General features: G+C 43.6%; 23 protein-coding genes and 1 pseudogene. 12 read left to right on the top strand and 12 right to left on the bottom strand.

Going from position 1 to position 13,202, the window contains the following annotated elements; translation table 11 throughout:
- Nucleotides 1-630 precede the first annotated feature (630 nt).
- A complete protein-coding gene (locus JCM16159_RS01640) occupies nt 631-816 on the top strand; it encodes a hypothetical protein (protein ID WP_054856751.1) in 186 nt (61 codons plus the stop codon).
- 316 nt (nt 817-1,132) lie between these two features.
- Here the strand turns inward: JCM16159_RS01640 and JCM16159_RS01635 are convergent, their stop codons facing one another.
- On the bottom strand, nt 1,133-1,750 hold the full coding sequence (locus tag JCM16159_RS01635) for a proteasome subunit beta (RefSeq protein WP_054856750.1): 618 nt from the start codon (nt 1,748-1,750) through the stop codon (nt 1,133-1,135).
- 52 nt (nt 1,751-1,802) lie between these two features.
- Between JCM16159_RS01635 and JCM16159_RS01630 the strand changes: the two genes are divergently transcribed.
- From JCM16159_RS01630 to JCM16159_RS13410, 5 genes are all read left to right on the top strand, one after another.
- Entirely contained in the window at nt 1,803-2,129 is a 327-nt protein-coding gene (locus tag JCM16159_RS01630; RefSeq protein ID WP_243665540.1) for a hypothetical protein, read from the top strand.
- A gap of 59 nt (nt 2,130-2,188) precedes the next feature.
- Nucleotides 2,189-2,896, top strand: coding sequence for a hypothetical protein (locus JCM16159_RS13425; RefSeq protein ID WP_243665539.1), 708 nt, complete (start codon nt 2,189-2,191; stop codon nt 2,894-2,896).
- Between the two features lie 29 nt (nt 2,897-2,925).
- Nucleotides 2,926-3,228 (top strand): hypothetical protein, encoded by a 303-nt coding sequence (locus JCM16159_RS13420; protein WP_243665538.1) that lies wholly within the window; start codon nt 2,926-2,928, stop codon nt 3,226-3,228.
- A gap of 85 nt (nt 3,229-3,313) precedes the next feature.
- Nucleotides 3,314-3,727: a hypothetical protein gene (locus JCM16159_RS13415; RefSeq protein ID WP_243665537.1), complete on the top strand. Its 414-nt coding sequence runs from the start codon at nt 3,314-3,316 to the stop codon at nt 3,725-3,727.
- Nucleotides 3,724-4,431, top strand: a complete 708-nt coding sequence (locus JCM16159_RS13410) for a hypothetical protein (protein WP_243665536.1) — start codon at nt 3,724-3,726, stop codon at nt 4,429-4,431. The genes JCM16159_RS13415 and JCM16159_RS13410 overlap by 4 nt, the downstream gene beginning before the upstream one ends.
- Before the next feature lie 67 nt (nt 4,432-4,498).
- Here JCM16159_RS13410 and JCM16159_RS01620 read toward each other — a convergent pair.
- The 5 genes and pseudogenes from JCM16159_RS01620 to JCM16159_RS18205 all read right to left on the bottom strand — a co-directional run.
- Nucleotides 4,499-4,957 (bottom strand): annotated as a pseudogene (locus JCM16159_RS01620) (sulfatase-like hydrolase/transferase); the annotation flags it as partial.
- 11 nt (nt 4,958-4,968) lie between these two features.
- Entirely contained in the window at nt 4,969-5,268 is a 300-nt protein-coding gene (locus JCM16159_RS01615) for a hypothetical protein (RefSeq protein WP_243665535.1), read from the bottom strand.
- Nucleotides 5,269-5,313: 45 nt separating this feature from the next.
- Complete coding sequence (locus JCM16159_RS01610) at nt 5,314-5,793, bottom strand: alkaline phosphatase family protein (RefSeq protein ID WP_243665534.1); 480 nt, start codon at nt 5,791-5,793, stop codon at nt 5,314-5,316.
- 45 nt (nt 5,794-5,838) lie between these two features.
- Complete coding sequence (locus JCM16159_RS01605; RefSeq protein ID WP_367834202.1) at nt 5,839-6,282, bottom strand: phosphoadenosine phosphosulfate reductase family protein; 444 nt, start codon at nt 6,280-6,282, stop codon at nt 5,839-5,841.
- A complete protein-coding gene (locus JCM16159_RS18205) occupies nt 6,195-6,440 on the bottom strand; it encodes a hypothetical protein (RefSeq protein WP_367834226.1) in 246 nt (81 codons plus the stop codon). Before JCM16159_RS18205 ends, JCM16159_RS01605 begins: the two co-directional genes overlap by 88 nt.
- A 507-nt stretch (nt 6,441-6,947) precedes the next feature.
- Here JCM16159_RS18205 and JCM16159_RS18200 point away from each other — a divergent pair.
- Nucleotides 6,948-7,070 carry a hypothetical protein gene (locus tag JCM16159_RS18200; protein WP_367834201.1) on the top strand — a complete coding sequence of 41 codons (123 nt, stop codon included), beginning with the start codon at nt 6,948-6,950 and terminating at the stop codon, nt 7,068-7,070.
- A gap of 394 nt (nt 7,071-7,464) precedes the next feature.
- On the opposite strand, the gene JCM16159_RS01600 is transcribed toward JCM16159_RS18200, so the two are convergent.
- The 3 genes from JCM16159_RS01600 to JCM16159_RS01590 form a co-directional block, all read right to left on the bottom strand.
- Complete coding sequence (locus tag JCM16159_RS01600) at nt 7,465-7,824, bottom strand: DUF234 domain-containing protein (protein WP_243665533.1); 360 nt, start codon at nt 7,822-7,824, stop codon at nt 7,465-7,467.
- 17 nt (nt 7,825-7,841) lie between these two features.
- Nucleotides 7,842-8,261, bottom strand: coding sequence for an ATP-binding protein (locus JCM16159_RS01595; protein ID WP_054856744.1), 420 nt, complete (start codon nt 8,259-8,261; stop codon nt 7,842-7,844).
- 234 nt (nt 8,262-8,495) lie between these two features.
- A complete protein-coding gene (locus JCM16159_RS01590; RefSeq protein WP_054856743.1) occupies nt 8,496-8,765 on the bottom strand; it encodes a zinc ribbon domain-containing protein in 270 nt (89 codons plus the stop codon).
- A 277-nt stretch (nt 8,766-9,042) separates the two neighbouring features.
- Between JCM16159_RS01590 and JCM16159_RS18195 the strand changes: the two genes are divergently transcribed.
- The 5 genes from JCM16159_RS18195 (at nt 9,043) to JCM16159_RS01570 (ending at nt 10,662) form a co-directional block, all read left to right on the top strand.
- Nucleotides 9,043-9,297, top strand: a complete 255-nt coding sequence (locus JCM16159_RS18195) for a PaREP1 family protein (RefSeq protein WP_367834200.1) — start codon at nt 9,043-9,045, stop codon at nt 9,295-9,297.
- Nucleotides 9,298-9,315: 18 nt separating this feature from the next.
- Entirely contained in the window at nt 9,316-9,537 is a 222-nt protein-coding gene (locus JCM16159_RS18190) for a PaREP1 family protein (protein ID WP_367834199.1), read from the top strand.
- 344 nt (nt 9,538-9,881) lie between these two features.
- Nucleotides 9,882-10,148, top strand: coding sequence for a hypothetical protein (locus JCM16159_RS01580; protein ID WP_054856742.1), 267 nt, complete (start codon nt 9,882-9,884; stop codon nt 10,146-10,148).
- Nucleotides 10,109-10,435, top strand: coding sequence for an FkbM family methyltransferase (locus JCM16159_RS01575; RefSeq protein WP_054856741.1), 327 nt, complete (start codon nt 10,109-10,111; stop codon nt 10,433-10,435). The genes JCM16159_RS01580 and JCM16159_RS01575 overlap by 40 nt, the downstream gene beginning before the upstream one ends.
- Nucleotides 10,436-10,440: 5 nt before the next feature.
- A complete protein-coding gene (locus tag JCM16159_RS01570) occupies nt 10,441-10,662 on the top strand; it encodes an FkbM family methyltransferase (RefSeq protein WP_054856740.1) in 222 nt (73 codons plus the stop codon).
- A 224-nt stretch (nt 10,663-10,886) separates the two neighbouring features.
- Here JCM16159_RS01570 and JCM16159_RS01565 read toward each other — a convergent pair whose 3' ends face one another.
- The 3 genes from JCM16159_RS01565 to JCM16159_RS13405 all read right to left on the bottom strand — a co-directional run bounded on the left by JCM16159_RS01565 (nt 10,887) and on the right by JCM16159_RS13405 (nt 13,082).
- The gene (locus tag JCM16159_RS01565; protein ID WP_054856739.1) at nt 10,887-11,120 is read right to left on the bottom strand and encodes a hypothetical protein; all 234 of its coding nucleotides are present in this window, start codon (nt 11,118-11,120) and stop codon (nt 10,887-10,889) included.
- Nucleotides 11,121-11,193: 73 nt separating this feature from the next.
- The gene (locus tag JCM16159_RS01560; RefSeq protein WP_054856738.1) at nt 11,194-11,910 is read right to left on the bottom strand and encodes an FkbM family methyltransferase; all 717 of its coding nucleotides are present in this window, start codon (nt 11,908-11,910) and stop codon (nt 11,194-11,196) included.
- Between the two features lie 305 nt (nt 11,911-12,215).
- Nucleotides 12,216-13,082 carry a carbamoyltransferase C-terminal domain-containing protein gene (locus tag JCM16159_RS13405; protein WP_367834225.1) on the bottom strand — a complete coding sequence of 289 codons (867 nt, stop codon included), beginning with the start codon at nt 13,080-13,082 and terminating at the stop codon, nt 12,216-12,218.
- Between the last annotated feature and the right edge of the window lie 120 nt (nt 13,083-13,202).

Here is a 13,202-nt window from a genome sequence, read left to right as displayed (position 1 = left end):
AACGACACTTGGCGTCACCAATGCAGCCTTGCTCAATAACTGATTACGTTACCCATGATTGGTAATGCGAACCATGAAACACAAAAGCACTAAATCAGTAAAGACCAACTTCATCAGGTTCTCAGTCCCGTGGAGGCACATCACCCACGAAGATATACGTATAAGTGGTTCTTAAGTCTTTATGGTAAAAAGGTACTAAAGCATCCCTTATTACTAATGAGTAGTCCCGCCGGCGTGGGCCGGCCGAGTTGGGGTTGACCCACCAATGAGGCTGGGCTCCTCCAGGGCGGGGCACATCTTCATTGATATTGATTAAGTCATTAGTGTAACCATGTATTGTTTAATCATTCAGTTCTTAGGTATCACTAATTTATTATTCCATACTATGTTAATATAATAATACCTCGGTGGTTTTCATTATTGTTTCTTAACTTACTATTACTATTTCAATTACATAATACTTAAAAACCTCTTCACATCTTACATTCTTAATGGCATCCGCTAATAATACAGAAGCAATCAATAAGTTGAGAAAAGTTTCGCAACTAATTAAGTACGGCTTGACTGTTAAAATGACAGAATGCGCGGAGAAGAACTACAATAAGATAACAAAAAAATGCAATTGACTCAATGGCCAGGTTATTCCCGGAGCTTATAAACGATGTAAATGATACGTTGAATAAGCTTATATTGGTTCAAAAGGCGGTTAAGGAGACTGAACAAACCAGTCAAATAGAGGATGCATTTGTGAGGTATTTGGATGGGCCATTAATGAATTTTGTTAAGTATGACGTCAACTCCGGTATTTATGCCTAATCTCCGCCTTCCAGGCAATGGAGGCACGTAGGATCTGTGATGATGAATCAGCCAAGTTCTTCCTAATAAGGGCATTTTCAGCAGGCTTACTATTTCAGTTCTATATCATACTCATTAGTTACCTCAGCATAGACAATGCATTTGCAGTAAATATCTTCAGAACCTTATACGAGGAAAAGGCAAAATAACCGTATGCCCCTCAATTGTTTAATCTAATTAAAAAGCAATATATTTATGACCAGGTACATCAAACTAACGAGGCAATTGTGGATGGGTAATGACGATAAGAGGTAAAATAAATATCCAGGTACGTATCCTATAATCGCAATGGTTGCAACGGAATTGTCTCTTCGGTTGAGCCATTGCCCGTTATTGTTAGTATGTCAATGCCATCCCCAGAGACTGGGTCCCTTGAAATGCTCTGGTTTATCGCCTTAATTGCTAATTCCCTGGCCTCCTTAACGGTCATACCAGGCCTGTAATTACTCTCGAGTATGGCAATGGCCAATTTCGTGCCTGTACCCACTGCTGCGTAATCATCCTCAATTAATGAACCGAGTGCATCCATTATGAAGAGGTGAGGTCCCTCGTCATCGACACCGCCAACCAACACCTCCACGAAGTATGGAAATACCCTGTTGGAGAATAACACGTATGAGAGAAGCTTGGCCGCGGACCTAATGCTCGGCCTAGTCTTAGTGTCAAGTGCGTAGAGTGACATGTATGCCTTGGCTATCTTGGTGAGGACCTGCATATCGGCTAGTATGCCTATTGAGGCGATGCCAATGCTGTCATTAACCCTAAACACCTTCTTACCAGACCTACTGAACATGGTGAATCCATAGGCAACCCTCTTTTCGGCAGCCAGCACAATGCCATCGCTCGCCTTAATCCCAACCGCGGTCCCCGTTATTAATTCCTCAATTGATGACATCAAGCAATTAATGGGCATTCCCTTTAAAAAGTTATACCCAGCAGCAATTAGTGTGAGCACACTCATTAGGGATGAGGGTGACATCCACGTTGAGTGCGACATGGACTATGGTAAGTATGTAATTAATGGTGTTAATTACGTGCCATGCATAATAAGGGTTAATGAACTCAGCGAGATACTGGATGTATTAATGAGCTACGTGAGGGGTGATCCCGTGCTTAATCAATTAATGATTAAAGCTACTGGTGATGAGTTAAGGATTGAAATGCCAATCACAATAATGAGTAGTGGCAAGTCCCTTGGCGAGGTAATTAATGAATTAATATACTTAATAATTGGTATTAGGCACTGCCTACGCTCCATTGAGGTAAAGCATTAAAGAGTTACCGTTATTATCTTCATTAATTATTCATGAAACGCGAATTAATAATTAAGCCATTGATTGGAGTAGTAACGTACATAGTGAGCATGGTTGAGGTTATTTACGTTTGGTTACAATTATTTAATGGGAGCGGTCACTACTACGGCCTTGGGGAATTGATCTTGAAGTCCATGGGTCTATCAAGCATTGACGCTAACGATCTTGGTCAAAGCCTATTACTTGGCCCACTGGTGATGAGCGGTTACCTACCAATCTTCATAGCACTCCTCATAGTAATCACAAACTCATTAATCGCAATCTACACGTATAGATTAAGTAGGGCTAGGGATTTGGAAATGGGCTTCACCCTCCTCCTAGTCCTCACATCAATAGTTAATGCCTCGCTCATCAATTTAATGACCAATCCCTGGCTTCCGCAGGCATTATCAACGGCATTGGCCATAGCCATGTACCACCACATTGATAGGGATAATAGGCTCGTCAGTGCCACCCTCTCGGCATTGATGGCATTCCTAAGCCCAGTCACCAACCTACTCAACGTATTGGTCCCAATAACCCACTGGTTCATTAAGAGGGAGTTTAATGAGTCGAGTCAGTACGTGATGACCATAGGCCTGGCAGCATTCACCTACTACTGGATAGCCGGCGCATACTCGATAATTCATGAAATAACAACGCAAGTAGTACTTAACCAAGTCATCTACCTATTATCAACAACCTCCTTCATCCAACTGGCCACCCTGGGCACAGCCATACCAGCCTAGTAGCTACGGTACTCGGAGGCGTTGGTTTTGTGGCTGTTGTTCCCGCAATCCTCATAATAACGCTTGTTGAGGTTCTCGGTAGGTTACGCGAGGGTAAATTGGCAGTATTAACGTTTGCCGTGGCGATAATGATGACGGTATTAACATCACCAATATCACCAATGTGGCCTCCGTATCAGGGAATCGGGCAGGTAGGTATTAACTGGGAACCATTGATTAAGAATTATGTCGATATTTACAGCCTTACATCACTTACACCAGATGGTTATATCAATAACACCATACTTCCAACATATTCCCTAATAGCCATTAATCCGGCAGGCAGGCCATAGGTTATATAACACCTGTGAATAAAGTAAACGGTATATACGCAATATGTGGTGATTACCAACTAGTGATTAATGCTACGTAGGCCCATTGGCAATAAATGATTACGAAATAATACCGAATCAATTAATTACTAATGCAATAAATTATACGGAGAATCACTACTCGTTAACAATACCCAGTGGGCTCAACCAAGGCATTATTTCGATAAATACCAGTGAGATAGTAATACCGCCAGGCACCTACACAATAACCACAATAATAAATTTATCACAAATACCCCAGGTTACGGCAACACCACTCACGAGCACTGTATTACCAATAAGCGCAGGTTCTACGATAACCTTTAACCTGAGACTTAATTTTACAGGGAGCGTTAACAAAGTGATTATCTATGGAGTATCATACACAGACCAACCAGCAATTCTATTAATGTCAATACTTAGGAACGGGCAAGTAATTACAGCTCAACCGCCGAGGCACCGTCAATTACACAGGGCATGAAACCATACCCAATAGCCTTTGATTTAAATGTAAATACTACACCGGGAATTTACGAAATAGACGTATTAACAGACCAGCCGCTTATCCTATACGTTACAAGAGACTCGGGCATGGAAATAATCAGTGGCAATACCGCATTTAACTATCCAAGTAATGTACCAGCATACGCAATAATGTACATAACGAATAAAACAGCATCCACATGGCTGACTATATCAATGAGCATAGCAAATCAATCAGTAGGCATGAACGTAACCAGTGGTGGTACCTATGAATTAAGGGATGTGATTACAGTAACCCATTGGATTAATTCTTCAATAAGCCTATTAATAACAACGAATGTACCCGTATTACCTACGAACATAACCATAGGCCCCGTATTAATAAAGTCCCTAGAGCCAACGTACTGCCCAGTGCCAATAATAATAAAGGCGCTCGAGAGACCGGACGAGTCATTGTTAATAAGTCTGGCGGCACTACCAGTAGCCGCTGCATTACCACTAATGCCGGGATTAAGGATTAGGCAAAGGATGAGGAGGGCATTGCTAATCCTCGGTCTAGTCCTAATGCTATTATTCTACGTAGTCTGGGCCCTGGGTTTCACAAACATGGCGCCGCAATTCTATGGTCCAGTAATACTTAGATTCTTCGGCGTATTGTTTATCATTGGCTTAATCATCACAATAATCTCATCATTAACCTGAAACAAAAAAACAATCACGCCTTCCCCTTCCCGTAACACTCACGAAAGTTCATATTCCCCATCATAGCTTATTCCGACATGGTATACGGCCTAACCACATTAATTATCCTCTTAATGATGGAATCCTCGCAACTAGACTCTTCGACCAAGTCCATGCTCTTATTATACGTGAAGACGCACTTGCCTGTATATACCCTGATTTTATGGCTGAAGTGCTTCATTAATTCATGATGGCTTAGGGATTTAATGTCTATTTTATGGAAGGGCGTTAATCCAAAGCTCTCTGTTATTGCTATGCTTGACCCAACCTCATGAATACCATTATTATTAATAACCATCCTAATTATTGATGGTACCTCTGTTAGGCTTATTAACGGTTTTGTCTGTTTTGGCGCCTTGAACCAATTTGGCCACCTTATCCATAGTGGGACTCTTAATAGGCCGTCCTTCACGAAGTACCCGTGACCGAGGCCTCCATCGCCAAGTAATTCCCCGTGGTCTGACGTTACGATGAAAAGCGTGTTGTCAAGGTAACGGCTTAGGCACGCACAATCTCGATAGCCCTGTCAACGGCATACCTAGCGTGGATGCCGTACCTAAACCTCAACTCACGTAAATAACCATCACTAACACCACGACCAAGAATCCAATCAGCAATGGCACCATTATAAAGCTTATCATTGAAATCATTGGGAAAGTAAGGACTATGGGCCTCCATCATATTAACAACCATGAAAAAGGGCTCACTAAGTTTAAGCCCATTCAAAATCTTTACCATAGTCCTAGAGCCCTTCTCCATTGTCAAATCAAGCAGTTTAAGTCCATTCAAAAAAAACATCAATATAGTACCTAAGTGAGTGACCAATCTTAACCAAGGCGTCCCTCACATTATCACGATTAAGGAGACCCAAAAAAAAGTCCTAATACTATCTCTACCATACTCATGAACCAACACATTGTAAAGCCTAAAGTGAAATAGAGAATAGAGCCTACCAGGTATTAGCATATTATTCATAGCCTTAAACCCAAAGTCCTGCGATACAAACGGATTTGCACTAATTACATACGTCTCATACCCATAATCCCTAAGCTCACCCAACACACCATAGCCTAACCTCTGCATACCCTCCCTCGATATATTAACCAACTCCTCAAGACCTACGTTATACGCCTCATGTATCTGGTGTTGGCTTGGGTATAAGCCGGTGATCATGCTTACGTGGCTTGGCAGTGTCCATGGCGCCGCTGCAATGGCATTCTCATACCTCACGAAGCCGAGATCCCCAAGCCTCTCCAGGCCCTGGCTGTAATCCTCCCTAAGCGTGTCAATGACTAGAATAACTACGTTCGGCCTCCTCATCATGGTCACATGTAACCATAACGCCTAAGCAACTCCATAATACCCTCCTTATCCTGAGCCCTCCCAGCCCTCTCCGGCGTAGCTCAAGATCCTGCTCCCAAGCCGCTTACTGCCAGTGGGCTTTGTCTCATACTTATCATCAATACTCCTAAAACCCCTATAATACAATGGATTAATGGGTAGTTTATTGCTTAGTGTGTAGTCCCAAACATCCCTCTCAGTAAAGGGCAATATTGGGTGGACCCTGATGTGCAGTGGGTTTTCACGCCTACTGAAGAATACCTCACCAGCCCTCGCCGGGTTCTCATCCCACCTAATACCAATGAAGACACCGTCGTACTGTCCATCCCTAATGAACTCGAGAAGTGGCACGGTCTTGAGGAGGTGGTTAGCAGCAATGTTGCTCAGGCTGAAGGTGAACTCGGGCTTGGAGTAACCAATCCTAAGCAACTCCTCCCTATCCCTAAGATCCAATTCATTAACCCTAACCACGTCACCGTACTTAAAGCCCTAAGCCTATCATTACCCTTGATGAAAAGCCTAAGGCCCCACTCCCCAGCCACCTTATTAATGAATTCAATAGTCTCATCAAAATGCATGAAATGATCAATGAAGACAACGTCAAACGACTTACCCAACCTACTAGCCACATTCCTAACAATATGAAGAACCACAGTACTATCCTTACCACCACTCCAAACAACCAGGGGCCTACTGAAGGTCTCGAGGCAGCCTCAGCCACAACCTCAGCAACCCTGGCCTTAAACCTAAGGGGCATGAGATCAATACGCCTAGGCCTCTGTGAGGAGCTGAGGAGCATGTTAACGTAATCACTGGGACTAACACCAATGGCATCACTCAACTCCAAAAGCCTACGAGCAACATCACCAGATATATTAATCATGCAAGAAGACACGATAAAGACAGCATTAATAAGTACTACTCACCAATTACCCATAGCAATCCCCCCTAGCCAACCCTAATTGACCCACTTTAAGACACCAAAGCCTAAACGTCCATGAAGACTAATACCACGCACTAGTCATCCCGAAAACCCTACTTCGCAAATCCATGAGTATTAAACTAGTCAATTCAATAAAAGCCATTTAATACCCCCATTGAAGTAACCGCGCGAGGTAAATAGACCTTAGGCAAACTTGAGGAGAGTACGGAGAGCTGTTAAGAGGACTATTGAGGAGCTAAAGGCTATTACTGACGCCATTAAGGCATTGGCTAACTACGTGAAAGGCGCGTCTTCCAGAAACTCAATAAAAGCTTGATGAGATGAACAAGAGGATCAAGGAGCCTTCAAAGTCCACTAATGAACTTAAAGTAGACATAGGCCACTGGGTAGAGAGTGCCCATAACCTGGAGAAGCTGCGCCTAAGGTTCTAATCACGAGACTAGTAAGGCTAATGCTAATACTAGAGAAGGTTGAGTATGGAGGATTATCCTTCGTAACCATCATTGACCCTCAACCTACATGGTCATCAATACAATGAGCTGGACCTGGACATGGCATTATCGAAGTTTAAGGATAGGGATTAGGCTGCCTACGACATAGTCAAGCTGATAAGCAGCATACTCAAGTACATAAAAGCAATAAAACCAAGGATTAAGTGGAGCAACGAGCTTGAGAATGCATTAATAAAACAATACTTAACCTACACCGCATTATTCAGCCACGAATGACATGTCGCCTATGGTTACAACATCCGCGTTGGTTAGCTTAAGCCCTTCATAGCTCCTCAATATCACGTGGAACCTGTACTCATAGCCCTCTAGTGGTATTTGCCTTGCCTTAACCTCTAGTTCGCGTATTAAAATCCTTACGTCGCCCTCGCTTAGGTCGCTCCACTCGACCTCGAATAGGTAAGCAACCCTATTGGCGTGGTCTATGGCCACCAGGTCTACCTCAATGCCCTTATGCACAAACCTGCCCAGCTCACCATACCTAATCAAGCCCCTGGCCAGTAGTGACTCCACGTACTTCCTAGCAACCTCCTCAAACGCCTCGGCAACATGCATCTCCAACCCACCCTTAATTAGCCTCAGGGCCTCCGTTGGTCGGTAATACCCGATGTAATGACTGGCTCTATCAATCTGAACCAGGTGGATAATACCCTATCCCTAACCCTATAAATACCCCTCCTCGTGAATAATACCCGCCCCCTCTCGATAAGGCCCAGCTGTTCAAGCACGTGCAGGTACTTACCAACGTGTTGCCTGGGTATTCCAGTTACGTTCGTTATTTCCAAGGGACCCGTGGCTCCCTGGGCCATGGCCTTAAGGATGCTGTAGTACGTCGTGTAATCCCTGAACTCCTCCCTAAGTAGGAAGATGACCTCGTCCCTAAGCGACGCCCCCGGTTCAAGAAAGAGCCTCCTAATTAAGTCGTCAATTCCCCAACCTCGCCAACCAATGCGTGATAGTGAGACACACCACCAAGTAGTGCATAAACCCTTACCCAATCCTCCCTACCTAGCCATGGTAGAACATGGGTATGTACCAGAGCTCTAACTCACTAATCCTCAGCCTGAACCCTGCCCTGCCGTAGAGGGGCGCGCCACCGCCTACTACGTCCCTACACATCACACAAACTAGGGTTTGGGCCTGTTCGTTGTTTTTCGTTGATTTAGGGTGCTTTTCGTTGTGTTCTTCATCTCTTCACCCTTGTTTCTCCCCTCCCTCGGCTTCATTGTTCATTAGAGGAGCGTTTGGGGTGGCCCTGGCGTTCCCACACGCGCTTTTAAAGCACGTGAGTGGATGTTCATGGTTCCGACCACATCCCTATCGGCGGTGAATCCGCACCTTGGGCAGTGGGCTAGCCTGTGAATGTATTCCAGCTTAGAACCGCACCTTGGGCATGTTCTTAACGTGCTTTTCGGGTCAATGAATATTACTGGTACATTGTACTCAATAGCCTTACTGACTATGGCTTGTTGGTCCTTCCCAAGCCAAGTACGCCACCTCACAACGAATCACGGCATTACGTCCCCCTCCCTAATTAACCACCTCATCATAATACCCGCATCCCAATTAGTCCCATAGAGTCTACCCAGCAGCCCTGGACCTCCACCCGTTAACTTCAAGCCTAACCCCACTAAAAACCACAAACAAAACCAAGGCAGCCACCTTAATACCTTAATTACCTGACGCACCCAAGACTTCTCAGGAACCTGGCGCACAAGTATTGATGAATCATGGATAAGGAATTAATGAAAACCAAGTAATGAGATGAGGATTTAAAGCATGAGCACCGTCGACATCGAAATACCGAAGACACTCTACGACGAAGCGACAAGGAGTGGGATCGACATTGAGGAATTAATACTAACGACGATAATTAAAACCCTAAGACTCGACCCAGAAACAACCATGAAGACCAGACTCGAGTTAACAATGAAGTACCTAGACGAGGGTAGGGAGTTGGTTGATAGGGACCCGGTGCAGGCCAGTGAGAAGTTGTATAAGGCTGCTGAGGAGGTTATTAAGGCCCTCGCCTAGTACTACGATCTACGGGACGTGCTGGATAAGGTTGAGGGCAGGGGTAGGTGGACGGTTACGGATCTTGAAAAAGCCGTACTGACAATATCGAGGACACTCGGCGATTGGGTCAGACACTCATGGGACACCGCCAATTACCTACACGTCTGGGGATTCCACGAGACGAAGCTGGACCCCGAGGACGTGAGGAAGAGACTACCAGACATAGAGAAGATGGTACAAGAAGCACAAAAATACTAACAAAACAAGGCAAATAAACACCCAACCCAGCATCACCAATACACACCATAACAAGAAACTTAAGACACCTACAACACAACAAACATAAACACAGCTAACCATCACCTCTTCCTAATAAGCCAACCCTGCATGTACGTGGTGTCTAGTCCTCCTAGGGCGAAGGATTTCAATGCATCGCTTGGTGTCTCGACTAGTGGTTCTCGTGCTGTATTAATGTCTCTATGATAATGGCATGTGTTGGGCTTAATAATGCGGTCTTCGCATGCACTATATGCCTATGTGATTAATTTCGTTAGGACTCTTTTAAGGAGTCTCCCCCAGGTTATTAGGTTTGGTGATGATTTATGCTTAGGGCACGATTAATCGAACCATTAATCACCCATGGCCTAATCAAACACCCAATTATGGCATTACCCCTTGGTGTTAAAGTCTTCATTAATGACCTCGACACACTTAACATAAACATACCAGACATGTTCGACAGAATGGAGTATTCACTTCATAGAGACTTCACACCGGCTAAGGGTGATGTCGTTGTTGATGCTGGTGCGTACATTGGTATATACTCACTGTGGGCCTCGAGCTTATCGGCGATGATGGACTTGTCATAGCCTTTGAGCCAAACCCAGAGACTTATAGGTGGTTAAGGAGTAATATTGAGTTAAATAGGGCTAGGAACATTAGGGCATTGCCATACGCGCTCGGGGATTCGATAAGCATTGCAAGGCTTTACATACCGAGGAGTAATGTCGAGGCATCATCACTCATCAAGGATCACTTAACTAAGAACCAAATTGGTAACCTTGGTTTAGTTAAGTATTATGATGTACCTGTCGTGACTTTAGACCACGTGCTGAGTAGGTCTAGGCATTTTTCGGTAAGGTTATTGACCGCATAGACATTATGAAGATTGATGTTGAGGGTTATGAAATGAGGGTACTAATGGGCTCGAGGAGCACACTAAGTAAGGGGCTAATTGATAAGCTTATCATTGAGGTCCACACAGACCAGGTCAGAACAATCGACGTAATAAACTACCTAAGTGACTACGGCTACAGACCGGTCAGGATTAAGCACTTAAACCATGTGAAAGACATGGCATACATAAGACTTAGGTATATTTAAATGCAATAATTATCTCTGAGTAATGTCCATTAATGCAACCTGGCACTAACCATTTAATTCGCAGAACCTAATCGCTAATTTTCTTATTCTCATTAATTGCCCATCATTTAAGCTATGTTTTTAAAGAACAGTTGATAAACTACCCATCACTTTTAACATATTGCTATTAGTCTCAAGAATAATGATTACAATCATCAATCTTCCGACAGAATTAGATTAGCTTATCACATCGGCTTTTTACTCCATATTACATAGAATTTCCTATCGTCAAGCACCCTACTTATACTCCCTGATACTTTGCCACCAATCATCAAGGCGTACTTCATTAGTGTTAGATTCCATGATATGTACCTAAACCTTGACCTCCTAGCCCTAAGCCTTATTGCCAGTGCCTCAGCAACATCATCAATGCTCGGCTTAATCACGCCCATAAACCTTAACCCACCACCCTCGATCATGGCTTAAAGACCTCCAGGTTACTACCCTCACTATTCTCAATAAGCATAACATCACCACCATCAATAATGTACTTTAGTTCTTCCTGATACATTTTATTAGTCCTATTTCCTCGATATTCATGCTGAGGCCTGGGTCTATGTAGCATTTGAAGTCCTTACTCAACCTATTGATTAGTACATCCTTACTTAATCCCGTAATGCCTGAGTGATACTCAATTATTAATTTCTTAAATAACCTCACATACTCATAATCATTGAGTATAACATCGTACTCACAACCCTCACAATCAAACTTAAGTAAATACGGTTCATCGATAAGGTCAAAAACATCCTTTAGTGTAATCGTTTCAACGTATTGATGACCTAAATCGCACGGTAATAACTTATTGATTAACCTCATTACCAGCCTATTATTACCATAATCTGTATAATGACCAGAACTTATTAAGCCCATCCTTGGAATCTTAATAACTTTATACGTATTACTTAATGCCCTATTTAGAACTATGACCTTATTGGCGATCCCGTTCAATTTAAGGTTAACTAAAGACTCCAGATAAGCCGTCCTTACTGGCTCAAGAGCTACAACACGCCTTGCACCCCTTAATGCGAAGTAAACCGCTGAATCACCTATGTTTGAACCTACGTCAATAACGTCACCATCAATACCAACATCATAGATGTTGTACTCAAAAATTTCGATTATTGATGGAGTAGAGAGATGCCTAAATTTAATAATGAAATTCCCAAAATCCTTAAAGTAATAATTTTTACCAAACCTCCAACCCAACTTACTAAGTTTGATCGCTGTCTCCAGGTCTGAGTTAATGTCGCAATTAACATTACTATTTAATATGCAAGCACCGTCTGGGTTAATTTGAAAATTACGTATAAGACTAGACTCAAATTAATTAACTCCTCATAAACAAGCTATCTAAGTAAAATTGAGGACCGTCTCTAAATTTAACGTTGATGAAATAACACCCCCTTAGGTAATCAATGAAGGCACTAAACCAATTATTAAAATAATAATACGAGTACTTAATGAACTCATACGCACCAACAAACCTATTAAATGCAAACACACTCATAAACTTACCTCTTCCTGATTAGCCAGCCCTGTATGTATATTGCGTCTAGTCCTCCTATTGCGAAGGATTTTATTGCGTCTTGTGGTGTTTCGACTAGTGGTTCTCCTGCTAGGTTGAAGCTTGTGTTTAGTACAATGCCCTCCCCCGTTAAGTCCTTGAATGCCTTTATGAGTTCGTACCAGGTTGGGTTTTCGTCCTTAGCCACTGTCTGTGGCCTTGCAGTCCCATCAACGTGATACACGGCTGGGACAACCTCCCTCATCCCATCCCTAAACCTGAACATCAGTATCATGAATTGGTGCGGGACTGGGTCAATGAAGTACTTACCCATGTCCTCAACAAGTAGCGATGGAGCCAACGGCCTCCACCACTCACGACCCTTAATACTGTTGACTGCTTTCCACATGTCAGTCCTCCTAGGGTCAGCAACAATTGATCTATTGCCAAGGGCCCTTGGACCCAATTCCGCACGGCCCTGGTACCAAGCAACTATGAAGCCCTTACTAACCAAGTCCGCAACCTCATTAACATCATCACCAATGTAATGAGCCTCAAAACGGCTACGCTCAACAACCCTCTTCACCTCATCATCGCTATACTCAGGGCCAAGGTAAACAGTCCTTAGTCTACTATTCTTCATCTTACCACCGAGCACATGCTCATAGACGTATGCCGCGGCTCCGACTGTGGTCCCCGCGTCATTGGCCGCCGGGAATATGAACATGTCACTGAATAACTTCGAGTAATGAATGGCCATGTTAGCCTTGGCATTAAGGGCCACACCACCGGCCAAGGCCAAGTACTGCTCATTAACATGGCTCCTAGCCCACTCAGCCAAACGAAGCATGACGTCATCAGTAAACTTCTGCAGTGCGTAGCAATATTCACAGCCCTCTTATCAAGCTCACCACGAGGATCCCAATCAATGATACCGCCAGTTATGAAATCGGCAATCCTCATATGTTGATTAGCAACACCACTATGTACATCA

The sequence above is a fragment of the Vulcanisaeta sp. JCM 16159 genome, from assembly GCF_001316265.1.
Taxonomy (GTDB): domain Archaea; phylum Thermoproteota; class Thermoprotei; order Thermoproteales; family Thermocladiaceae; genus Vulcanisaeta.
The sequence above is the reverse complement of the archived record's forward strand: the minus strand, read 5'-3'. Positions and strand labels throughout refer to the sequence as shown.